21 protein-coding genes are annotated in these 21,523 nt (G+C 55.4%); 8 read left to right on the top strand and 13 right to left on the bottom strand.

Annotated elements, in window-relative coordinates; translation table 11 throughout:
- Positions 1-34 precede the first annotated feature (34 nt).
- Entirely contained in the window at positions 35-217 is a 183-nt protein-coding gene (locus tag IMCC12053_RS05070; protein WP_062216333.1) for a hypothetical protein, read from the top strand.
- Between the two features lie 28 nt (positions 218-245).
- On the opposite strand, the gene IMCC12053_RS05065 is transcribed toward IMCC12053_RS05070, so the two are convergent.
- The 12 genes from IMCC12053_RS05065 to glpD form a co-directional block, all read right to left on the bottom strand.
- Complete coding sequence (locus IMCC12053_RS05065; protein ID WP_062216331.1) at positions 246-1,028, bottom strand: alpha/beta fold hydrolase; 783 nt, start codon at positions 1,026-1,028, stop codon at positions 246-248.
- 8 nt (positions 1,029-1,036) lie between these two features.
- Positions 1,037-2,482 carry a mannose-1-phosphate guanylyltransferase/mannose-6-phosphate isomerase gene (locus IMCC12053_RS05060; RefSeq protein WP_062216328.1) on the bottom strand — a complete coding sequence of 482 codons (1,446 nt, stop codon included), beginning with the start codon at positions 2,480-2,482 and terminating at the stop codon, positions 1,037-1,039.
- 96 nt (positions 2,483-2,578) lie between these two features.
- Complete coding sequence (locus IMCC12053_RS05055) at positions 2,579-3,160, bottom strand: DUF1190 domain-containing protein (protein ID WP_062216326.1); 582 nt, start codon at positions 3,158-3,160, stop codon at positions 2,579-2,581.
- 47 nt (positions 3,161-3,207) lie between these two features.
- Complete coding sequence (locus IMCC12053_RS05050; protein ID WP_062216324.1) at positions 3,208-4,434, bottom strand: glutathionylspermidine synthase family protein; 1,227 nt, start codon at positions 4,432-4,434, stop codon at positions 3,208-3,210.
- An 86-nt stretch (positions 4,435-4,520) separates the two neighbouring features.
- On the bottom strand, positions 4,521-6,008 hold the full coding sequence (glpK, locus tag IMCC12053_RS05045) for a glycerol kinase GlpK (RefSeq protein ID WP_062216321.1): 1,488 nt from the start codon (positions 6,006-6,008) through the stop codon (positions 4,521-4,523).
- Between the two features lie 163 nt (positions 6,009-6,171).
- Positions 6,172-7,893 (bottom strand): ABC transporter substrate-binding protein, encoded by a 1,722-nt coding sequence (locus IMCC12053_RS05040; RefSeq protein ID WP_062216318.1) that lies wholly within the window; start codon positions 7,891-7,893, stop codon positions 6,172-6,174.
- A gap of 67 nt (positions 7,894-7,960) precedes the next feature.
- Complete coding sequence (locus tag IMCC12053_RS05035) at positions 7,961-8,233, bottom strand: DUF2160 domain-containing protein (RefSeq protein ID WP_062216315.1); 273 nt, start codon at positions 8,231-8,233, stop codon at positions 7,961-7,963.
- 25 nt (positions 8,234-8,258) lie between these two features.
- Positions 8,259-9,095: a carbohydrate ABC transporter permease gene (locus IMCC12053_RS05030; protein ID WP_062216312.1), complete on the bottom strand. Its 837-nt coding sequence runs from the start codon at positions 9,093-9,095 to the stop codon at positions 8,259-8,261.
- Positions 9,095-9,967, bottom strand: a complete 873-nt coding sequence (locus IMCC12053_RS05025) for a carbohydrate ABC transporter permease (RefSeq protein ID WP_062216310.1) — start codon at positions 9,965-9,967, stop codon at positions 9,095-9,097. Before IMCC12053_RS05025 ends, IMCC12053_RS05030 begins: the two co-directional genes overlap by 1 nt.
- Positions 9,964-11,049: an ABC transporter ATP-binding protein gene (locus IMCC12053_RS05020; protein WP_062216307.1), complete on the bottom strand. Its 1,086-nt coding sequence runs from the start codon at positions 11,047-11,049 to the stop codon at positions 9,964-9,966. The genes IMCC12053_RS05025 and IMCC12053_RS05020 overlap by 4 nt, the downstream gene beginning before the upstream one ends.
- Positions 11,050-11,060: 11 nt before the next feature.
- Positions 11,061-12,149 carry an ABC transporter ATP-binding protein gene (locus IMCC12053_RS05015; protein ID WP_062216303.1) on the bottom strand — a complete coding sequence of 363 codons (1,089 nt, stop codon included), beginning with the start codon at positions 12,147-12,149 and terminating at the stop codon, positions 11,061-11,063.
- A 21-nt stretch (positions 12,150-12,170) separates the two neighbouring features.
- On the bottom strand, positions 12,171-13,772 hold the full coding sequence (gene glpD, locus IMCC12053_RS05010) for a glycerol-3-phosphate dehydrogenase (RefSeq protein ID WP_062216301.1): 1,602 nt from the start codon (positions 13,770-13,772) through the stop codon (positions 12,171-12,173).
- 292 nt (positions 13,773-14,064) lie between these two features.
- Between glpD and IMCC12053_RS05005 the strand changes: the two genes are divergently transcribed.
- The 3 genes from IMCC12053_RS05005 to IMCC12053_RS04995 are packed head-to-tail and all read left to right on the top strand — an operon-like array spanning position 14,065 to position 16,521.
- On the top strand, positions 14,065-14,829 hold the full coding sequence (locus tag IMCC12053_RS05005; protein WP_062220903.1) for a DeoR/GlpR family DNA-binding transcription regulator: 765 nt from the start codon (positions 14,065-14,067) through the stop codon (positions 14,827-14,829).
- 10 nt (positions 14,830-14,839) lie between these two features.
- Positions 14,840-15,715 carry a carbohydrate ABC transporter permease gene (locus IMCC12053_RS05000; RefSeq protein WP_062216299.1) on the top strand — a complete coding sequence of 292 codons (876 nt, stop codon included), beginning with the start codon at positions 14,840-14,842 and terminating at the stop codon, positions 15,713-15,715.
- The gene (locus IMCC12053_RS04995) at positions 15,712-16,521 is read left to right on the top strand and encodes a carbohydrate ABC transporter permease (RefSeq protein WP_062216297.1); all 810 of its coding nucleotides are present in this window, start codon (positions 15,712-15,714) and stop codon (positions 16,519-16,521) included. Before IMCC12053_RS05000 ends, IMCC12053_RS04995 begins: the two co-directional genes overlap by 4 nt.
- Positions 16,522-16,536: 15 nt before the next feature.
- Here IMCC12053_RS04995 and IMCC12053_RS04990 read toward each other — a convergent pair whose 3' ends face one another.
- Positions 16,537-17,928, bottom strand: coding sequence for a phosphomannomutase (locus IMCC12053_RS04990; RefSeq protein ID WP_062216295.1), 1,392 nt, complete (start codon positions 17,926-17,928; stop codon positions 16,537-16,539).
- Positions 17,929-18,165: 237 nt separating this feature from the next.
- Here IMCC12053_RS04990 and rfbC point away from each other — a divergent pair, with 237 nt between their 5' ends.
- The 4 genes from rfbC to rfbA are packed head-to-tail and all read left to right on the top strand — an operon-like array spanning position 18,166 to position 21,505.
- A complete protein-coding gene (gene rfbC / locus IMCC12053_RS04985) occupies positions 18,166-18,726 on the top strand; it encodes a dTDP-4-dehydrorhamnose 3,5-epimerase (protein ID WP_062216293.1) in 561 nt (186 codons plus the stop codon).
- Positions 18,727-18,729: 3 nt separating this feature from the next.
- Positions 18,730-19,779 (top strand): dTDP-glucose 4,6-dehydratase, encoded by a 1,050-nt coding sequence (rfbB, locus tag IMCC12053_RS04980; RefSeq protein WP_062216291.1) that lies wholly within the window; start codon positions 18,730-18,732, stop codon positions 19,777-19,779.
- A complete protein-coding gene (rfbD, locus tag IMCC12053_RS04975; protein WP_062216289.1) occupies positions 19,776-20,627 on the top strand; it encodes a dTDP-4-dehydrorhamnose reductase in 852 nt (283 codons plus the stop codon). The genes rfbB and rfbD overlap by 4 nt, the downstream gene beginning before the upstream one ends.
- Positions 20,624-21,505: a glucose-1-phosphate thymidylyltransferase RfbA gene (gene rfbA, locus IMCC12053_RS04970; protein ID WP_062216287.1), complete on the top strand. Its 882-nt coding sequence runs from the start codon at positions 20,624-20,626 to the stop codon at positions 21,503-21,505. The genes rfbD and rfbA overlap by 4 nt, the downstream gene beginning before the upstream one ends.
- Positions 21,506-21,523 lie beyond the last annotated feature (18 nt).

Here is a 21,523-nt window from a genome sequence, read left to right as displayed (position 1 = left end):
GGTTTAGCGCGAACGTGAGACATAGGAGGCGGCCATGAACAGGCTTGCAGGTATTCTCTTTTCCTTGATTTCAACAACTCTCATGGGGGTGGCGGTGGTGGTTGCATTGACCATTGGAATGGACACGCTCAAACCCATCCTTGTCGCCGCAGCTATTGGATTTGTTGTATCGATTCCAATCACTTGGGTGATTTCCAAAAAGATCGTTGACCTTTAAAAGGCGGCAATTTATCCGCCCATTTGGATTAGGGGCGCGCGTCGATGGCGGTCATCCATGCCCGACACGCCGCCTCGAATTCGCGGGGTTTTTCGGCATGAAGCCAATGACCCGTGCCCGGAATGGACGCAAATTTAGCGTTTGGGAACAATGATTTAGTGGTTGGCCTGTGGTCGCGCGACACATATGTGCTCTCGCCGCCAGAGACGAAAAATGCAGATCCGCTGTATGATCCGGATACCTCAGGGAACCCAACGATTTTGGGCATTTCGGCCTCTAAAACATCAAGGTTCAAAAGCCATTTTTTCTCTTTCGTAACAAGGCTTTGCAATAGAAATGCCCGCACGCCCGCGTTCGGGATATCATGTTCCAGCGCGGCGTCCGCCTCTGATCGCCGCTCGATCTGGGCGAGGTCCAAATCGCGCATGGCGTGGATCAGATGCGTGTTGTCGTGATCATAAACAACCGGAGAAATATCCGCGACAATCAATGACTTAAGGAGGTCAGGACGTGTCAGCGCGAGGACCATCGCCGCCTTTCCCCCCATAGAGTGACCCAACACATGAAACGCACCGTGTATTGGTGTGAGGTGGTCTAAAACCTGCTCCAAATCCGCCGCCATGTCGGGGTAGGACTGGGTCGTATGGCGCGGGCTATCGCCATGATTTCGCATGTCCACCGACACGACAAGCCTTTGATCTGAAAGGCGTTTTGAAATCACGCCCCAGTTACGCGCAGAGCCGAAAAGACCATGCACGATCAACAGGGGCGCCATGTCGGTGGCGGTGCCGGTGGTGGTGAAATTCAACATATGTCGCGTTATCCTTTTGCGCCTTGCCCGCGTGCATAGAGATCTTCGTAACGGATAATGTCGTCTTCCCCGACATAGGATCCGGTTTGGACTTCGATGAGAACCATTGGCACTTTGCCCGGGTTTTGCATGCGGTGTTTTGCGCCCAGAGGAATGTAGATGGACTCGTTTTCCGTCACCAATCGGATGTCGTCGTCGACGGTCACCCGCGCCGTTCCCTCCACAACAATCCAATGCTCGGAGCGGTGCACATGGCTTTGCAGGCTAAGCGCCGCACCGGGATGCACGTGAATGCGTTTCACTTGGAACCGCCCACCCACAACGAGGCTTTCGAACCATCCCCACGGCCGGTGGTCCTTGGGAAATGTGGTCGCTTGTAGGGAACCCTTTGATTTTAGGGCTGAAACCGCCTTTTTGACGTCTTGCGCACGCGACATGTCGACGACGAGAACGGCGTCATTCATTGCAATTGCCATGATGTTTTTGAGGCCGATCCCGACGATTTCGAGGTGCTCGCTTTCAGACCGCAAAAGCGTGTTTTCACAGTCAATTGCAGTGGCATCACCAGAGGTTGCAACCCCGTTCGCATCAGGGCCGGTTTCGCGCCACACCGCGTCCCAGCCCCCCAAATCGGACCATCCGCCGTCAAAGGGGACAACGGCCAAATTGTCCGCACGCTCCATCACCGCGTAGTCGATCGAAATGTCATCGGCTTGTGCCCATGCGGTGGGGTCCAAGCGTAGAAACCCAAGGTCGATTTGCGCGGCCTCAACCGCCGCATTGACGGGCGCGGCCAAGGCCGGTGCATATGCGTGAAAGGCGGCGATGATGTCCTTTGCTTTGAACAAAAATATGCCCGCATTCCACATGAACGTATTGGCGGCGACCATAGTTTCGGCGCGTGCGGCGTCAGGCTTTTCAACGAATTGCTTTAGGTCTATCGCCGCGCCAGACCCGTCCGGCTGAGTGGCCAACTCAAGGTAGCCATAGGCCGTTTCCGCATGCGTGGGCGCGATGCCAAAGGTGACAAGTTTGCCCTGCGCAACGGCGGCAAGGCCTTTTTCAATCGCCGCGTGAAAGGCCTGTGTGTCCGGTACAACGTGATCTGACGGCGCGACAAGCATGATCGCCTCAGGATCGGACGCACACAAATGGAGTGCGGCGGCAAGGATCGCAGGGGCGGTATTGCGTCCTTCGGGTTCAATTAAAATGGCTCCCGGATCAACCCCGATTGCGGCCAGTTGTTCGGTCACGATAAACCTGAAATCTGATCCGGTTAAAATCGTTGGGGCGGTAAAACTCACGCCATTTGATGCCCCGCTCAATCGTTTTGCCGAAGCTTGAAAGAGAGTTTCGTCGCCAACCAAGGGCACGAATTGTTTGGGGTAGGACTGGCGCGATAGCGGCCATAGCCGCGTACCGGAGCCACCGCATAGAATAACTGGCGTAATCATCTGGTACCTTACACTTTTAACGCGTTCAAACCTTGCATATTCCTGCGCAGTTTTCACCCAAATATCAACATTTACAACGGCTAAGCTGGGCGCGGCTCACCCGCCAAAACCCGTGCGCCCGCTGGCACTTTTGCCAAAGCCGCCGCGCGAAGCCGCGGTGGCGCGTGTCATAGGGGCCTTGCCTGCGGTTGTCGCGGGTTTGGTGAACTGCGATGTGTTTAGTTTTGTCGCCCCACTGTTGCCCGAAAAGGTGCTTGTGCGGGCCGCATTGGTGTACTGACCGCCCTTGGTTTTATAGAGAGGCTGACCCGCAGACATGCCCGCGCGCCCGCTCAACATGCTGCCGATGAGGTAGCCGGACAATAGGGGCATAAAGATGCTGCCTGATCCGCTTTGTGTGGCACTTGCCTCCGATCCGCATGCGCCTTCGCCGTGTTGCTCTTCGCAGACGGAAAGACTGTCATAGCGTGGTGCTGATTCAAGGTGCAGCGTCTCGGCTTCGGCCACGGCGATTTCACAGTCTTGGGCCGAAAACATTCCGCCTGGAGTGACTTGATCTGTGCAGCTTTGAAGGTCGGGGAAGGCTTGCGCATCCACTTGGTCTTCGCGGCACCCAGCGAGGGTAAAGGCTGTGGCGCCAAGAATGGCAATTGCGACGCGGTTGGAGCGTTTGGTCATGACACGTGTGTCCTTATTCGAAAGAGCGAGGCCAGAGGTGGCGCGGCTTAGGGCGTTATGTAATGCGGTTTGAACCGCGAGAGGTCTTGTGTGATGCGTGATCGGTCCTCGCGGATACCGATGCCAACGCACTGAGGCCCAATAATCCATGCGCCGATCACGGGGCGGAACCCGTCAAACTGTGGCAAGGACGCGTAGGCCTGAACAATGCGGGGATGCTCTCTGTAGTCGGTGTTTTGGGCCTGTTCAACGATCTCGCCCGCTTTGAGGATTGAGACGGATGCACCTTCACGCGATAGGATCGGTTTTGTCACATGGCCCGCGCGAAGCTGTGCGGCGACACGCTCGAATGCGGCGGCGACATCGGATGCAGGCGCACCTGTCCCTGCGAGCGCGTCCGCAATATCCTCTTCGAAAAATGCGGGTAACAGGTTTGGGTGGCCTTCGAACATGTGCCACAAGACCGGCAAGAGGCCTTTGTTAGAGAGCAGTGCTTTCCATGCGGGTTCAACAAATTGGCATTGCGATCCCGCAATATGATTGGCGTAGTCGTCGCGCAACAGGTCTTCCCACGGGTAGAGTTTGAACAATGTGCCGATGACGCGATCCTCGTCATCCAAGAATTGCCCCTCATCACTCACCGCGATTTTTTCAAGGTCACAGTAATGCGCGCCAAGACCCGCCTCGCGTGCCGCCCATCCCATGGCTTCAACGGTTGCGTAGTCCTCGGGGTTGCCCTGTGCGGCCGTGAAATGCAATTGCGTGTCGGGGGCAAAGACCTCGCCAAAGCGCGCCACCAATGCCTCGTGAATGCCGTTGAATTGATCACTGCCCTCGGGCAAGACTCCCGCCGCGATTTGATCCTCAAGCCATTGCCACTGAAACGCCGCGCTTTCATAGAGCGAGGTGGGCGTGTCGGCATTGTATTCGAGCAATTTGGCGGGGCCATTGCCGTCATATGCGAAATCAAAGCGACCATAGATTTCTGGGTCATCGCGCTGCCAGCTGTCGATGATGAGATCGCGGTGCGCGACAGGAATAGCCAACCGATCCATCAAGGTGTTGCTTGCCAGAACATGCCCAACGGCCTCGCGGCACATGGCGTGGAGTTCTGTTGCCGGATCCTCAATATCGGATTCGATTTGCGCGAGCGAAAACGCGTAGGCCGATGTTTCGTCCCAATAGGGTTCGCCGTGCATGTCGGCAAAGGTAAAGCCCACGTCGCGTGCATGGTCCCGCCACTGAGGCCGTTCGGGTAGTGTCATTTTCTGCATGTAGCATCTCCTGATCGCCCATCAGGTGTAGGCGGTTTGGGAGCAGGATGCCAGAGGCGGGTAGGGCGTATCTGTGTGGTGTGACGTTAGACCGTCATGGTGGCCTCAACGGCCTTTTTCCACGGTTGGTATTTTGCGTCCCGCGCCTCATCGCTCATGGTGGGTAGGAACTGTTTTTGCAACGCCCAACGTTTTGCGAACTCGGCCTGATCGGGGTAAATCCCTGCGTGCATCCCTGCGAGCCACGCAACGCCAAGCGCGGTGGTTTCCTGAATTTCAGGGCGATCAACGGGGGCCGCTATAATGTCGGATAGAAATTGCATCGCCCAATCGCTCGCCGACATGCCGCCGTCAACGCGCAATGTTGGCTGCACCCCGTCAGCTTTCCAATCGGCAGACATCGCATCTAACAGGTCACGGGTTTGAAACCCAACGCTTTCGAGTGCCGCTTTTGCAAACTCTGCCGCGCCGGATGCCCGCGTCAGGCCAAACACCGCACCGCGACATTGCGCATTCCAATAGGGCGCGCCGAGGCCGACGAAGGCGGGAACAAGAATGACGTTTTGATGGGGGTCGGCCTGTTCAGCGAAGCCTTGTGTCTCAGCCGCCGATTTGATGATCTGCAATCCGTCTCGGAGCCATTGCACCACCGCACCCGCGATGAAAATCGATCCCTCAAGGGCGAATGTAGGCTTGCCGTTCAACTGGTACGCGATGGTTGTCAGCAGGTTGTTGTGCGACACAACTGGGGTGTCGCCAGTATTCAAAAGGGCAAAGCAGCCCGTCCCATAGGTCGATTTCAACATGCCCGGCTCGAAGCACGCCTGACCGACGGTGGCAGCTTGTTGATCGCCCGCTACGCCGCAAATCGGGATTTCTTTGCCGAATAGATCCGCGCGGGTCATGCCGAAATCATCGGCGCAATCTTTGACCTCGGGGAGCATCGCGATCGGGATGTCGAGCAGGTCACAAATCGTGCGGCTCCACCGTCCTTTACGGATATCATAGAGCATGGTGCGCGCAGCGTTTGTGGCATCGGTGACGTGTGCTGCGCCCCCCGAGAGTTTCCAGATAAGAAAGCTATCAACGGTCCCAAATAGCAGGTCGCCATTTTGTGCGCGTTCGCGTGCCCCCGCAACATTGTCGAGCAGCCATTTTAGTTTTGTGGCGGAAAAATAGGGATCGATCAACAGACCCGTTCGGTCATTGATCATCTGTGCATGACCGTCTGCGCGCAGCGCCTGACAGGTCTCGTCCGTCCGGCGATCTTGCCAGACAATCGCGTTGTGAATAGGCTCGCCTGTCGTTTTGTCCCAAACAATCACGGTTTCGCGTTGGTTGGTGATACCGATGGCCGCAATTTTGGAGGACGAAATGCCCGCGCGCTCAATCGCCTCTCGGCAGGTGCCTGCGGTCGTGGCCCAAAGGTCTTTGGGGTCATGTTCGACCCAGCCTGATTGCGGGTAGTGTTGTGGGAACTCTTCTTGAGCGTGGGCCACCGGCTCCATTGCATCATTGAACAAAATCGCGCGTGTCGAAGTTGTGCCTTGGTCGATTGCAAGAACATAGGTCATGTGCGGCCTCGTGTCATTTGGGAGGGTCGTGTGGGCGATGAGTGTGGCTACGGCTCAGGCGTCCGTGTTGTGTTTGGCACAGCCTAGGGGATGCGCACACAGATTTTCAAGTGAAAGATCGAAAGGTGTTCGGGGCCAGTGATCTGGCCCCGAACTCATAGGCTTACTGCCAGGATTTGATCAGCTCGTCATAAGCGATCGTTTTGGGCTCTTCGTCCTCGTTGGCCAGTTTGGCTTTTGGCGAACCAGGTTGATCGAGCCAGTAGGACGGATCGCTTTCCTCGTTCATCTTTGGACCAAACTCACCTTGGACGCCTGCGCGCTCAAGACGGATCAGCACTTTTTCCTGATCTTCGCAAAGCGCATCAAGTGCTTCTTGGGGTGTTTTTGCACCGGACATTGCATCGCCGATGTTCTGCCACCATAGCTGTGCCAACTTTGGATAGTCAGGAACGTTGGTGCCGGTTGGCGACCACTGAACCCGTGCAGGCGAGCGATAGAACTCGACCAGACCACCCAGTTTAGGCGCACGCTCTGTGAAGCTTTCGTGCTGGATCGTCGATTCACGAATGAAGGTCAAACCAACGTGGCTTTTCTTCACATCGACGGTCTTGGATGTCACGAACTGTGCGTAGAGCCATGCGGCTTGCGCACGATCCACAGGTGTGGATTCCATCAAGGTCCAAGAACCAGCATCTTGGTAGCCGATTTTTGTACCCTCAGTCCAATACGCACCGTGTGGCGAAGGTGCCATGCGCCATTTCGGCGTGCCATCTTCGTTCATCACAGGCAGATCAGGCTCTACGGACGCCGCGGTGAACGCAGTATACCAGAACATCTGTTGCGCGACATTGCCCTGTGCAGGAATTGGTCCTGCTTCGGAGAAGGTCATACCGGCAGCGGCAGGCGGGGAGTATTTTTCCAGCCATTCGATTGCCTTTGTCACAGCGTAAACCGCTGCGGGGCCGTTGGTGGCACCGCCACGCGCGACACAGGATCCAACAGGTTGGGAGTTTTCGTTGACGCGAATACCCCACTCGTCGACGGGTAGACCGTTTGGCTCACCTACGTCTCCGGCTCCAGCCATCGACAACCACGCATCGGTGTAGCGCCAGCCCAAGGACGGATCTTTTTTGCCGTAGTCCATGTTGCCGAACACTTCGCCCTCAACACCCAAACGCGACAAATCACGTCCGGTGAAGAATTCCGCGATATCCTCATACGCAGTCCAGTTCACAGGCACACCAAGATCATAGCCATAAGCAGCTTTGAAGTCGGCCTTGTTTTGCTCGTCGTTGAACCAATCGTACCGGAACCAGTACAAGTTCGCGAACTGTTGGTCGGGAAGCTGGTAGATTTTCCCATCAGGACCGGTCGTGAACGACAGGCCGATGAAATCCTCAAGGTCGATATTGGGGTTGGTCACCGCCGCACCATCACCGGCCATCCAGTCGGTTAGGTTGCGCGCTTGTTGATACCGCCAGTGCGTGCCGATCAGATCGGAATCGTTGATATAGGCGTCATAGATGTTTTCGCCCGACTGCATTTGTGTTTGCAGTTTCTCGACAACATCGCCCTCACCGATCAGGTCGTGGGTGACTTTGATCCCTGTGATGGCCTCGAATGCGGGGGCCAGCACGTTTGCCTCATATTCGTGGGTGCCGATGGTTTCGGACACAACGTTGATGGACATGCCTTGGTAGGGCTGTGCCGCGTCAACAAAGAATTGCAGCTCGGCCTCTTGGCCCGCGCGGTCAAGCACGGACAGATCCCCGATTTCGCTATCCAAGAATGCCTTTGCGGCAGTCATGTCGGCGAACGCAGGGGCAGCAAACATACAGGCTGCCAGACCAAGTGCGGTCGTTCCTTTTAGTCGCAAGTTCATAGTGTTCCTCCCTTAATAAGAACATTTTAGGCTGACGGGCTCTTGCGTGGCCCGATGCCACCTTCCCTTAAACCCAGCGGAAAACCGCGATGGCGTAAAAGAAAGATACGATCAACGCGCCCCATTGGGGTGCGCCGAGTAGTCCGAGCCAAGCCAGATTGATAAAGGCCGAGCCCAACAGCGTGATGAACAACCGATCACCACGTGTTGTTTCGATCCGAAGCACGCCGGTGCGCGGCGTTTCGGGATATTTGATTGCGAGGACCGTAAAGACGATCAACGTTCCCGCAATGATCAAAAAGAATACCGCTGTGGGCCAAGTCCAAGCCATCCAATCCATGATGTTTTCTCCTGTTCTTTGCTTTTTACACGCGCCCCAAGGCAAAGCCCTTGGCGATGTAGTTGCGGACAAAATAGATAACCAATGCGCCCGGCACGATCGTAAGCACACCTGCGGCGGCGAGGACGCCCCAGTCGATCCCTGCGGCCCCAACGGTTCGTGTCATCGTGGCGGCAATCGGTTTGGCCTCGACACTGGTCAGCGTGCGGCTGAGCAACAGCTCAACCCAGCTGAACATAAACAAGAAGAACGCAGTGACGCCGATCCCCGAGGCCACGAGCGGCGTAAAGATGCGAATAAAGAACCGTGGGAACGAATAGCCGTCAATATAAGCCGTCTCGTCGATTTCTTTGGGCACACCGCGCATGAACCCCTCAAGGATCCAAACCGCGAGCGGCACGTTGAACAAACAGTGGGCCAAAGCCACGGCGATGTGGGTGTCGAACAGGCCGACCGAGCTATAAAGCTGAAAGAACGGTAACGCGAACACGGCGGGTGGTGCCATGCGGTTGGTGAGCAGCCAGAAAAACAGATGCTTGTCGCCCAAGAACGTGTAGCGGCTGAACGCGTAGGCCGCCGGCAGGGCCACGGCCAAAGAGATCACCATGTTCATAACCACATAGGCCATCGAATTCAGGTAGCCCGTGTACCACGAGGCATCTGTGAGGATGGTTTTGTAGTTGTCCAATGTGAGGTCGGCGGGCCATAGCGTGAAGCTGTTAAGGATCTCGGTATTGGTCTTGAGGCTCATGTTGAGCAACCAGTAAATCGGCAGCAGCAAGAACAACAGATACAGACCCATAACGATGGCGCTGCCGTTGATTTTGGCGCGGATGCCGCCTTTGTGTGCGATATCAGACATCAGTGGCCATCCCTTTTATCGAGGTTCGTCATCACGGTGTAGAACACGTATGAGATCAACAAGATCACGAGGTAGTACATGATCGAGAAGGCCGCAGCGGGTCCAAGATCAAACTGTCCAAGTGCCATTTTCACGAGGTCAATGGACAAGAACGTGGTCGAGTTTCCGGGGCCACCCCCTGTCACCACGAATGGCTCCGTGTAGATCATGAAGCTGTCCATGAACCGCAGTAAGATCGCGATCATCAACACGCCCATGATCTTGGGTAGCTCGATAAAACGGAACACTTTCCAACGGCTGGCTTGGTCGATTTTGGCGGCTTGGTAGTACGCGTCAGGGATGGATTGCAGGCCGGCATATGCCAACAGTGCGACCAATGATGTCCAATGCCAGACGTCCATAACGATGACGGTTGCCCAAGCAGCGTAGAAATCTTGCGTGTAGTTGTAGTCGATCCCAAGTGCGGCGAGCGTGTAACCCAAAAGACCGATATCGACGCGCCCGAAAATTTGCCAAATGGTCCCGACCACATTCCACGGAATAAGCAATGGCAGCGACATCAAGATCAAACAGACCGAGGCCCAAACGCCTTTCTTTGGCATGTTGAGGGCGACAAAGATGCCCAGCGGAATTTCGATTGCCAAGATGATGGCCGAAAAGGCGACCTGACGCCCAAGTGCATCCCACATCCGTTCAGATTCAAGCATTTCTCTGAACCAATCGAGACCCGCCCAGAAGAATTTGTTGTTCCCGAACGTATCTTGAACCGAGTAGTTCACCACGGTCATCAGAGGAATGACGGCGGAAAACGCCACCAGCAACAGCACGGGTAAAATCAGGAACCAAGCCTTTTGATTTACGGTCTTGTTCATGTCACGTCCCCTTGCGGCGGCACGCGCCAACTGTCGCAGTAGATGTTGATGCCAACGGGATCAAAAATGATCCGGTTCATATCGGGTGAAATTGTGTCGCCTTCGCCAGCGATCACGTTGACTTCGGTGCCGTTCAGATCAACGCGCACAATCTTGTGGCGTCCCACATCTTCGACGCGTTTGATCGTTACGGGAAGGCCGGTGTCACCCGCGGTCAGTTGGGTGAATTCGGGGCGCACACCGATTTCGACCTTGCCAGAGGGGGTGCCGTAGCCCTTGCCAAGTTTGATCTCTTGGCCTGCGATCACGGCGGTGTCGCCGGTAACGGATGCGTTCAAAACGTTCATGCCCGGAGAGCCGATGAAGTAACCGACAAAGGTGTGTTGTGGTGTCTCGAACAACTCTTGTGGCGTGCCCATTTGCACCACGCGGCCATCGTACATGACGACAACCTTGTCCGCGAATGTGAGCGCCTCGGTCTGGTCGTGGGTTACGTAAATCATCGTATGACCGAACTCGTGGTGCAGGGATTTCAACTGCGTGCGCAGCTCCCATTTCATGTGGGGGTCGATCACGGTCAGGGGTTCGTCAAACAACAACGCATTGACGTCCTCGCGCACCATGCCGCGCCCAAGCGATATCTTTTGCTTGGCGTCTGCGGTCAGGCCGCGCGCCTTTTTGTTGAGCGTTGCCTCCATACCAATCATCGCGGCAATCTGTTGGACGCGGTCCTGAATGTATTGAGGATCGGCACCGCGATTGCGCAGAGGAAAGGCCAAGTTGTCGCGCACCGTCATCGTGTCGTAGACCACGGGGAACTGAAAGACCTGCGCAATATTGCGCTGTGTTGTCGGCTCGTTAGTCACATCACGGTCATTGAACAAAATACGGCCTTGGCTTGGATGCAAGAGGCCGGAAATGATGTTGAGAAGCGTCGATTTCCCACAGCCGGATGATCCGAGTAGGGCATAGGCTTCGCCGTCGACCCAATCGTGATTGAGCTCTTTGAGTGCGTAATCGTCGTCGCTTTTGGGGTTGGGCAGGTAGGAATGCGCCAGATTGTCGAGGGTGATTTTTGCCATGATGTTGTCCCTTATGCCGCCGTTGCGTAGGCGGCTGACGCGACAGATGCCCCGTTTTGCGCAAAGATGTAGACGTGTTTGGGATCGAGGTAGACGGTCAGGGACGCGCCGATCTCCAATTGCCGCACACCATGGATGAGGCCCACCCATTTCTCGCCGTGATGATCAAGGTGCACAAAGGTCTCTGACCCTGTGATTTCAGTCACTTGGAGGGTGCCCGTGAATTCCAACGCGCCCTCGGCGTGGTGTTCTAATTCTAGATGGTTGGGGCGAAACCCTGCGACGTAGGCGCCATCGGCCAAGTCGGCAAAGACGCCCGTTGCAGGGGCTGTTTGATCGTCGCCAAACGCCAAGTTGCCTGCAGATTTCTGAATGTTCAGGAAATTCATAGGAGGATCTGAAAACACCCGTGCCGTCGTTGCATCAACCGGCTTGCGGTACACGGTTGGCGTTGGTCCGACCTGTGTAATCCGGCCTTCCCACATCGTTGCCGTATTGCCACCGAGCAAAAGCGCCTCTTCGGGTTCGGTGGTTGCATAGACAAAGATTGATCCGGCTTCTTCAAAAATACGTGGAATTTCGGCTCGCAACTCTTCGCGTAGTTTGTAGTCAAGGTTGGCAAGTGGTTCATCAAGCAACACCAAACCCGCATCTTTTACCAGCGCCCGCGCAAGCGCGCAGCGTTGTTGTTGTCCACCCGACAACTCAAGGGGTTTGCGTTCAAGCATCTCTGAGAGTTTCATCAGATCCGCCGCGGATTTCACCGCAGCATCGACCTCTTGCGCGGATTTTCCAAGCAGACGCATGGGGCTCGCGATGTTGTCATAGACGGTCATCGAGGGGTAGTTGATAAATTGCTGATAGACCATCGCCACGCCGCGATCTTGGACGCGCACGCCAGTCACATCCTCACCGTTCCAAATCACCTTGCCAGTGTTGGGCACATCTAGTCCCGCCATAAGGCGCATCAGCGATGTTTTCCCCGACGAGGTTGGTCCAAGGAGCACATTCATTGTGCCTGATTTTAGCTCTAGGTTGGTCGGGTAAATATGTGTCTGGCCAGCTACGACCTTTGACACACCCTCCAGTATTAGTGACATCTCGTCCTCCCTCTTCACAGCTTAGGCTGCGCCTTGCTGCTCCGGCTTACTCTTTGCATTCGACATCCAGTCGTCGAGCGCCTTTATCTCTTCTTGTGACAGGCGCAGTCCTAATTTGGAGCGCCGCCAAACAACATCGTCTGCGCTGTAGGCAAATTCGCAGGCCATTAACCACGCGACTTCTCGCTCGGTTAGGTCCGCCCCGAAATCGTGCCCCAGATCGGCTTTCGTTTTGGCCTGTCCGAGAACCTCAAAGGCCTCGGTTCCGTAGGCCTTGGTAAGGCGTGTTGCCCATGCGCGCGACAAAAACGGATAGGTGTCTGCAAGCTTTTGCGTCAAGGCCGCCACTCCGTCGACGGGAAAATTCCCGCCGGGAAGGGCCACGCCCGCCGTCCACGGTTTGCCCGCATGATCAAAGAACGGCGTGATTTTTTCGAGCGCGGATTCCGCAAGTTTGCGGTAGGTGGTGATCTTGCCACCAAAGACATTGAGCATCGGCGCACCGGTCGATTGATCCACCTTAAGCACATAGTCGCGTGTCGCCGCCGTGGCCGATGTCGCACCGTCATTGTACAACGGGCGCACCCCCGAATAGCTCCACACGACATCATCAACGGTGACAGGCTCTTTGAGGTAGTTCGACACAAAGGCCAACAAATAGTCGCGCTCTTCGTCGGTGCAAACGGGCTTATCGGTGAGCGCCGTGTGGTCCATGTCGGTGGTGCCGATCAGTGTGAAATCGGTCTCATAGGGAATAGTGAAAATGATCCGACCGTCTTCGCCTTGGAAGAAATAGCATTTGTCGTGGTCATAGAGCTTGCGTGTCACGATGTGGCTACCGCGCACGAGGCGCACGCCGTCCGAGGAGTTGATCCGCACGGCGTTGCGAATAATGTCTTCAACCCACGGACCGCCAGCGTTGATCAGCATTTTGGCATGGACGGTGCGCGTATCTCCACTGTCGGTGTCTTGGAGTGTGACGACCCAAAGTCCGTTTGATTGCTCTGCCGACAGCACTTTCGTCCTGACGTTGATTTTAGCACCACGCGCCTCGGCGTCACGGGCGTTCAACACAACCAATCGGCTATCTTCGATCCAGCAATCCGAATATTCGTAGGCCGTTTTGAAACGGTCATTCAATGGCGCACCTTCGGCAGTTCCCGGCAGGGCGATAGAGGTCGTGCCCTTGAGGATTTTTCGCCCGCCAAGGTTGTCATACATGAACAGGCCAAGACGGATGAGCCACGCCGGACGCCGCCCTTTCATCCAAGGCATGATAAAACTCAGTAGTTTGGACGTTGGCGTGTCGCCCTCAAACCGCATGTCTTTGTGATAGGGCAAAACAAATCGCATCGGCCAAGAGATATGGGGCATCGCCCGCAAAAGCGTTTCGCGTTCAATAAGCGCCTCACGCACCAACCGGACTTCCCAATATTCAAGATATCGCAACCCGCCATGAAACAGCTTTGTCGAGGCGGAGGATGTCGCTGAGGCGAGGTCATTCATTTCAGCCAGTTCGACACTCAAACCGCGCCCGACCGCATCACGCGCAATGCCACATCCATTGATGCCGCCGCCGATGACAAACAGGTCGATAACGTTTTGAGGATCGGTGTGGTCCAATGAAGCCTCCCCGCATTCATGTCCCGTTGCCGCATGGGTGCGACAACTTCACTCAGACAATACGAAAGTATGCTTGAAATCAATAAGGAAAGTTCGTTTTCTTTCGCTTTTGCCCAAGTGGATGATTTTACAGAGCTTTATTGCTAAAAATGCGCGCTGGGCGCCGCAATGTGTTCGATTACATCGATTCGAACACTTGACGAATGCAGTGTCTTGTATGTTTGCTTGGGAAAGGGCGCTCGGTGCGCGGGTGCAAGGGACGCGCGCTGATGCGGGGGAGAGAAAAGACGAGATGGTATCGAATTTCAGACAGCAAGAGATTTTGGAGCTGGCGCGCCAAGAGGGCAAGGTGACCGTTGACGGGTTGGCCGAACGCTATGATGTAACAGTCCAAACCATTCGCCGCGATCTTTCCGATCTTGCCGAAACAGGTCGGCTGAAACGCGTTCATGGCGGGGCAGTTGTGCCGTCCGGAGTGATCAACATCGAATATGACGAACGTCGACGCCTAAACGAGGCTGGCAAACGGTCGATTGGTCAGGCGTGCGCTGGGCATATCCCGAACGGCGCGTCGGTCTTTATGAATATCGGCACCAGTACAGAAGCGGTCGCCCGCTCCCTTTTAGATCACGAAAACCTGTTGGTCGTCACCAATAATATTAATATTGCCAATATCTTAGCGGCCAACAAAAGCTGTGAGATCATTGTTGCGGGCGGCGTTTTGCGCCGTGCTGATGGTGGGATCGTTGGGGGGCTGACCGTTGAAATGGTAAAGCAATTCAAGTTTGATTATTCGGTTTTGGGATGTTCTGCCCTCGATGAGGACGGGGATTTGTTGGACTTTGATGGCCAAGAAATCATGGTGAGTAGCACGGCCATCAAACGATCACGTGAGGTCATGGTTGTCGCGGATCACCATAAATTTCAACGCAAAGCCCCCCTTACAATTTGCTCTCTGTGTGATGTGGATATCCTCTTTACCGATGCGCCGCTGTCATCTGGCCTTGATGAAAAATGCGCAACATGGGGCACGCGCGTCAGTGTAACGAGCGTGTGAGGGCGGGCGTATGAAAGAGCGCAACAACATAGGCTGGGTGTATGTGTTTCCGGCGATGTCCGTTTTGGGGTTGGTGGGTCTGATTCCGCTTGTGACGGTTGTAAACTATTCGTTTTTTGAGATTTTCATTCTGGATTCACGGTTTTGGATCGGTACGGAATGGTATGCCGATCTAATCACCTCCGCGCGGTTTTGGGAAAGTTTCGCACGTAGTGGGTTGTTCTCGACCCTCATTTTGAGTGTTCAAATTCCGCTTGGGGTCGCGATTGCGCTATGTATGCCGCAGCGCGAGATTTGGGTCGGGGTGGCGCTCGCGTTTATTGCGTTGCCGCTTTTGGTGCCTTGGAACATGATCCCCGCGCTCTGGTTGAGCCTGCTAAATCCCGCGCGCAGCATCATCGCGGATGTGTTGGTGTTTGTCGGATGGCCCCCCGATTGGAAGGATTCGGTCGGGCATACGTGGGCGGTGCTGGTTGTGATGGATGTTTGGCACTGGACCAGCCTTGTGGTGATTTTGTGCTACTCTGCGCTCACCACAATTCCCGCCGCGCACTATCAAGCGGCCGCAATAGACTCGGCGGGGCCATGGCAGGTGTTCCGCTATATCCAATTGCCCAAGCTGCGCCACGTCTTGTTGATGGCTGTCCTACTTCGGTTCATGGATTCGTTTATGATTTACACCGAAGCGTTTCCAATCAACGCGGGCGGGCCAGATCACGCCACGCTGTTTCTCGCGGTTGATCTAGGCGAGGAGATCAAGGCCTTTAACTACGGGCCGTCCGCCGCGCGCTCTGTGATCTACTTTTTGATTATCGTTGCCGTAGCGTGGATGTTTACCAAGGCCCAAGCCAAGCTCGACGATCCCTCCGAAAGGGCGGCCCCATGAGTCTATCGCCGCGCCTTGTGTCTATTTTGAAATCCATCGTGGTGTGGAGTTTCATTGCCTTTGCCTGTTTGCCTTTGGTCCAGATGACATTGATCAGCTTTGTTGCAACACTGCCCACGGCGCAGGTCGAGGTGGGCACCCTCACGTTTGGAAACTACGCCAATATTGTTGAGGATCCGAATTTACGCTCGGCCTTTGTAAACTCCATCGCTTATGTCATGATCAATATCTTGATCACAATTCCAGTGGCCTTGCCCGCAGCTTATGCATTTTCACGTATGTCATTTGTGGGCGACAGGCATCTTTTTCTCGCCTTCATCGCCTTTCGGATCACACCGCCTGTGGTGCTGACCTTGCCCATATTTCAACTGTTTTCGGCCCTTGGGATCGTCAACTCTGTGTTCGGGATCGCGTTGGCGCATTGCCTGTTCAATCTGCCGATTTCGATCTGGATTTTGCAGAGCTTCATTTCTGCTATTCCCAAAGAAATGGACGAAACTGCATTTCTCGATGGCTATTCCCGCGCGGGATTTATGCGCCGCATTTTGGTGCCGCAAATTGCGCCAGGGATCGCTGTGACAGCCTTCTTTTGTTTTATGTTTTCATGGGTCGAAGTGGTCTTTGCACGCATCTTGACCACGACAAATGGCAAACCGATCAGCATGGCAGTCAATGCGCTATTCGGGTTTCAAACCGATATCGGGTTGGTCATGGCCGTCACGGTCGCCTCGATGATCCCCGGTGCGATCTTGGTGTTTGTGATGCGCAACCACCTCTCGCGAGGCTTTAAAATCGGTAGGGTTTAGGGGCTGGCTTCGGTATCATCCGATCTGTGTGGCCACGGCCGATTTTGCGTGTTCCATGACCTCAATTGCGCGGGCTTCGGATACGGATTGCGCATAGATACGAAACTCCGGTGCGTTTCCGGACGGGCGTAAGTGAACCACATCGCCGCTTTCAAAATCAACGCGCAGTCCGTCCGTGAGATCGACAGAATGGATCTCACCGAAAGACGCAAAAAACGCAGATCGTTCGGATGCATCATCGATCAGGTTTGACAAAAACACCCCGGCCTTTGCGCGGTCAATGTTTTGAAGGCGGTCCGCAGCGGTAAAGCACGCGGGCAAGTTTTGAACCAAGTCCGCGAGGCTTTGGTTTGTGGATTTTGCGGCAAACAATGGCGCAAGAATTGGCAACATACAGTCGCGGGTCGGCAGGGGCGAAATCGGCCCGTTGATTTGTGCGGGAAAGCCCAAAAGGAACCCGCCATTGGCCTCAAACCCAACAACGTCTGCATGCGCCCCGCGCGCCGCGTCCATGCCTGCAATAACAAACGGCGACCCGATACGCGTTAGGTGTACGGCTGTAAATTCCGGCATGCGGCGCACCATATCGTTCGAGGAGACCGGCGTGACGACGGCCTGCGCCCGTAGCGCACGTGCGGTCAAAACACCAAGCACATCTCCCGCAATGACCTTTCCGGTAGCGTCCGTGAGCATCGGGCGGTCGGCGTCCCCGTCTGTGGATGCAATCGCATCTAGAGCGTGCGCGTCACACCATCGCGCCAGCATATCTTTGGTGGCCGGATCGACCGCCTCTGTATCGACGGGAATGAATGTGTCCGAGTTGCCCAATGGGATGACCTGTGCGCCAAGGCCGTTGAAAATGTGCTCCATTGTGTCGCGCGCAACGGAGGAATGGCGATATACGCCAATGCGGCAACCGCTCAGAGCATCGGTTCCAAAGGCATCGATATACCGCGCGATATAACGCGTCTCGGCCGCGTCATCGTAAGTGTATGTCCCGCCTTGGTGGCCCGAATAGCGGGCCTGTCGCGCGTAGGCGTCAGCAATAGACCTCTCGTCGGATTTCGAAATTTCACCGTTCGGCAGATAGAATTTCAAACCGTTGCGATCTGCGGGAATGTGGCTGCCTGTGACCATGATCGCCGCATGGCCCGCAGACATGGACGCGAGGGCGAGGGCAGGGGTGCCAAGTGCGCCGCAATCCACGACATCGACACCCGCCGCCTGTGTGACACGGCATATCGTTGCGGCGATTGCAGGTGACGATGGTCGCAAATCACGTCCAACATAGAGCGTTTCGCAGGTGCGCAATGTCATCAAAAACGCATGAACGTAATCTGTGATAAGATCGTCGGTGAGGTCGATAACAAGACCGCGCAATCCACTAGTGCCAAACGAAGGAGCCATATAAATTCTTTCTGTGAATGCTGTGCCGCAAAACACAATCCTACAACACAATGCACAAGGTTCAAATGGGGGAGACGCAAATGTGTCGCGCTATCGGTAAAGATTGAGGATGTGCGGCGGATTACTTGTGCGGGCACTTCCCCAGTCTTAGACTTAGTTGGACCACCGACCAAATCCGCACTGTATTTAGTAAGTTTGCGGGAAATTTTATAGCAAGTTTTTGAGGCGAATAGCTGTATGCATATTGAAACGACGCCATTGCGCGATGTGTTAATCATTACACCGCCCCGCCACGGAGATCATCGTGGCTTTTTTGGCGAAAGCTGGAACGAGGCTGCGTTGGTGGCGGCGGGCGTGCGTTTGCCTGCGTTCGTACAAGACAATCATTCGATGTCGCGCGATGTTGGAACGGTGCGTGGTCTGCATTTTCAAAGTCCGCCACATGCTCAAGGTAAGTTGGTGCGCTGCGGGCGTGGCGCAATCTTTGATGTCGCGGTCGATGTACGAACAGGCTCGCCCACCTACGGTCAGTCCTTTGGGTTGGAATTGTCCTATGCCAACGGAAAGCAGCTGTGGGTGCCAGAGGGATTTTTACATGGGTTCATGACGTTGGAGCCGGACAGCGAAATCATTTATAAGTGTACGGATCATTATGCGCCGGAGTGCGATGGTGCGGTTAAATGGGACAGTGCCGGAGTTGCATGGCCGGTGGAAAACCTGACACCCGTCATCTCCGACAAAGACGAGCACGCACAACCCCTACATGCGTTTGTCTCGCCGTTCGAGTTTGAGGAATAGACGATGAAGTTACTTGTGACGGGCGGGGCGGGGTTCATTGGGTCTGCCGTTGTACGCCAAGCGATCGGGCGTGGGCATCAGGTTGTGAACGTGGATGCGCTAACGTATGCCGCCTGTTTGGACAATGTCGCCAGTGTTGCAGATAACCCGCTGTATGCCTTTGAGCATGTGGATATTCGTGATCGTGCGGCGTTGGACCGCGTGTTTAATACGCACGCCCCCGATGCCGTCATGCATTTGGCCGCCGAAAGCCACGTCGATCGCTCTATCGATGGTCCGTCAGATTTTGTTGAAACCAACATTACCGGCACGTTTCACCTGTTAGAGGCGGCGCGCTCCTATTGGACCAAAACGGGAAAGCCCGAGGGGTTTCGCTTTCACCACATTTCGACGGATGAGGTGTTTGGCTCGTTGCCGCGCGATCCACAACAGCTTTTCACCGAAGACACTCCTTATGATCCACGCAGTCCCTATTCGGCGTCCAAAGCGGCGTCAGATCATTTGGTGCGCGCATGGCATGAGACCTACGGGCTGCCTGTTGTTGTGACCAATTGCTCAAACAATTACGGCCCGTTTCATTTCCCTGAAAAACTGATCCCTGTGGTGATTTTGAACGCTTTGGCTGGCAAGCCGTTGCCTATTTATGGCGATGGGTCCAACATCCGCGATTGGCTCTATGTTGAGGATCATGCTGATGCGCTTTTGCTGGTGTTAGAGCGTGGCGTTGTCGGGCGTTCCTACAATGTGGGTGGTGAGAATGAGCGTACCAACCTTGAATTGGTAGAGACACTGTGCGCTATTTTGGACCAAAAACGGCCAAAGGCTACGGGGACGTATGCGGATCAAATCACTTTTGTAAGCGACCGACCCGGCCATGACGCCCGCTATGCGATTGACCCGACACGGCTGCGCGATGAGTTGGGGTGGCGTCCGTCTGTGACTGTGGACGAGGGTTTGGAAAAGACCGTGCAATGGTATCTTGATCATGAGCCGTGGTGGCGGGCCTTGCAAGAACGGGCGGGCGTTGGTGCGCGTTTGGGTGTGTCGCAATGATCCTTGTGTTCGGATCATCGGGTCAGGTCGCAAGCGAGTTAAAGCCGCTCTTGCCAGATGCTGTATTTTTGGCGCGTGCGGATGTCGATTTGAGCGATCCCGAGCGATGTGATGCGGTGATCCGTTCCATAGCGCCTGACGCGGTTATAAATGCGGCCGCTTATACAGCTGTGGATCAGGCTGAAGACGACGAAGCGGCGGCCATGGCGGTCAACGGGCACGCGCCCACGCAAATGGCTCAGACATGTGCCGCGCTGGGGATTGCGTTTGTCCATATCTCGACGGACTATGTGTTTGATGGTGCGGGCGATACCCCGTTTGCCCCTGATCATCCCACTGCGCCTCTTGGAGCCTACGGGCGCAGCAAGCTTGCGGGGGAGCACGGTGTGCGTGACGCGGGTGGCGTGCATGTTATTTTGCGCACATCATGGGTGTTCTCGCCGTATGGAGCCAACTTTGTGAAAACCATGCTGCGGCTGTCGCAAACGCGTGATGCGTTGAGCGTTGTTGCCGATCAAATTGGCGGGCCAACTCCGGCACGCGCCATTGCACGGGCTTGCGTGCACATCGCCGAGGCGCTTCGCGTTGATCCATCCAAAAGTGGAACCTATCATTTTTCGGGTGCGCCTGACGTCAGTTGGGCACAGTTTGCGCGCGCGGTCTTTGACGCCGCACACCGCGCCGTTGCGGTCACTGATATTGCAACGATTGAGTATCCGACTCCTGCGAAGCGGCCACAAAACTCAACGCTGGACTGTACGTCCACAGTTGCGACATTTGGCATTGAGCGCCCCGATTGGCGGGCGCACCTTATTGATTTAATGACAGAATTGGACACGCCGCGATGACACAGCGCAAGGGCATTATTCTCGCGGGCGGATCAGGCACGCGCCTTTACCCGTTGACCATGGCCATTTCAAAACAGCTGATGCCAATTTATGACAAGCCGATGATCTACTATCCGATTTCGGTGCTGATGCTTGCGGGCATTCGTGAGATCGCAGTGATTACAACGCCTCAGGATCAAGCGCAGTTTCAACGTCTTTTGGGCGACGGCAGCCAGTGGGGGGTGTCATTGACCTATATTGAGCAACCTTCACCAGATGGATTGGCGCAGGCCTATGTGTTGGCGGAAGATTTCTTGGACGGGGCGCCCTCCGCGATGGTTTTGGGGGACAACATTTTCTTTGGCCATGGCTTGCCCGAGATGCTAATGGCTGCGGATCAAAAGTCGGAGGGCGGCACGGTCTTTGGCTATCACGTGGCCGATCCCGAACGCTACGGTGTGGTCAAATTCGACGCTGATGGAACAGTCGAGCAGATCGTCGAAAAACCGGATGTCGCGCCGTCGAATTATGCCGTGACGGGGTTGTATTTTCTCGATGGGGACGCGCCGCGCCGCGCCAAGCTGATTGCCCCGTCCGCGCGCGGTGAGGTCGAGATTGTCACCTTGCTTGAAACTTATTTGGCAGATGGAACGCTGACCGTCGAGCGTATGGGGCGCGGTTATGCGTGGCTTGATACGGGCACGCATGCCTCGCTGTTGGACGCCGGAAACTTTGTACGTACGCTGTCACAGCGCCAAGGCATGCAATCGGGCTGCCCCGAAGAAATCGCCTATAATGCCGGATGGATAGATGACGCTAAAATGGCCGAACATGTCGAGACATTCAAAAAAACCGAATACGGTGATTATTTGAAGGCTCTGATTGCCCCCTCCCGTTAAGGTGACCCGCGCGAATGC

It is taken from the genome of Celeribacter marinus, from assembly GCF_001308265.1.
Taxonomy (GTDB): Bacteria; Pseudomonadota; Alphaproteobacteria; order Rhodobacterales; family Rhodobacteraceae; genus Celeribacter; species Celeribacter marinus.
This window is presented reverse-complemented; position numbering and strand designations above follow the sequence as displayed.

Coding starts and splice junctions, on each gene's coding strand:
- IMCC12053_RS05070 (WP_062216333.1), top strand. CDS start 35: ATGAACAGGCTTGCAGGTATTCTCTTTTCCTTGATTTCAACAACTCTC.
- IMCC12053_RS05065 (WP_062216331.1), bottom strand. CDS start 1,028: ATGTTGAATTTCACCACCACCGGCACCGCCACCGACATGGCGCCCCTG.
- IMCC12053_RS05060 (WP_062216328.1), bottom strand. CDS start 2,482: ATGATTACGCCAGTTATTCTATGCGGTGGCTCCGGTACGCGGCTATGG.
- IMCC12053_RS05055 (WP_062216326.1), bottom strand. CDS start 3,160: ATGACCAAACGCTCCAACCGCGTCGCAATTGCCATTCTTGGCGCCACA.
- IMCC12053_RS05050 (WP_062216324.1), bottom strand. CDS start 4,434: ATGCAGAAAATGACACTACCCGAACGGCCTCAGTGGCGGGACCATGCA.
- glpK (WP_062216321.1), bottom strand. CDS start 6,008: ATGACCTATGTTCTTGCAATCGACCAAGGCACAACTTCGACACGCGCG.
- IMCC12053_RS05040 (WP_062216318.1), bottom strand. CDS start 7,893: ATGAACTTGCGACTAAAAGGAACGACCGCACTTGGTCTGGCAGCCTGT.
- IMCC12053_RS05035 (WP_062216315.1), bottom strand. CDS start 8,233: ATGGATTGGATGGCTTGGACTTGGCCCACAGCGGTATTCTTTTTGATC.
- IMCC12053_RS05030 (WP_062216312.1), bottom strand. CDS start 9,095: ATGTCTGATATCGCACACAAAGGCGGCATCCGCGCCAAAATCAACGGC.
- IMCC12053_RS05025 (WP_062216310.1), bottom strand. CDS start 9,967: ATGAACAAGACCGTAAATCAAAAGGCTTGGTTCCTGATTTTACCCGTG.
- IMCC12053_RS05020 (WP_062216307.1), bottom strand. CDS start 11,049: ATGGCAAAAATCACCCTCGACAATCTGGCGCATTCCTACCTGCCCAAC.
- IMCC12053_RS05015 (WP_062216303.1), bottom strand. CDS start 12,149: ATGTCACTAATACTGGAGGGTGTGTCAAAGGTCGTAGCTGGCCAGACA.
- IMCC12053_RS05005 (WP_062220903.1), top strand. CDS start 14,065: ATGGTATCGAATTTCAGACAGCAAGAGATTTTGGAGCTGGCGCGCCAA.
- IMCC12053_RS05000 (WP_062216299.1), top strand. CDS start 14,840: ATGAAAGAGCGCAACAACATAGGCTGGGTGTATGTGTTTCCGGCGATG.
- IMCC12053_RS04995 (WP_062216297.1), top strand. CDS start 15,712: ATGAGTCTATCGCCGCGCCTTGTGTCTATTTTGAAATCCATCGTGGTG.
- IMCC12053_RS04990 (WP_062216295.1), bottom strand. CDS start 17,928: ATGGCTCCTTCGTTTGGCACTAGTGGATTGCGCGGTCTTGTTATCGAC.
- rfbC (WP_062216293.1), top strand. CDS start 18,166: ATGCATATTGAAACGACGCCATTGCGCGATGTGTTAATCATTACACCG.
- rfbB (WP_062216291.1), top strand. CDS start 18,730: ATGAAGTTACTTGTGACGGGCGGGGCGGGGTTCATTGGGTCTGCCGTT.
- rfbD (WP_062216289.1), top strand. CDS start 19,776: ATGATCCTTGTGTTCGGATCATCGGGTCAGGTCGCAAGCGAGTTAAAG.
- rfbA (WP_062216287.1), top strand. CDS start 20,624: ATGACACAGCGCAAGGGCATTATTCTCGCGGGCGGATCAGGCACGCGC.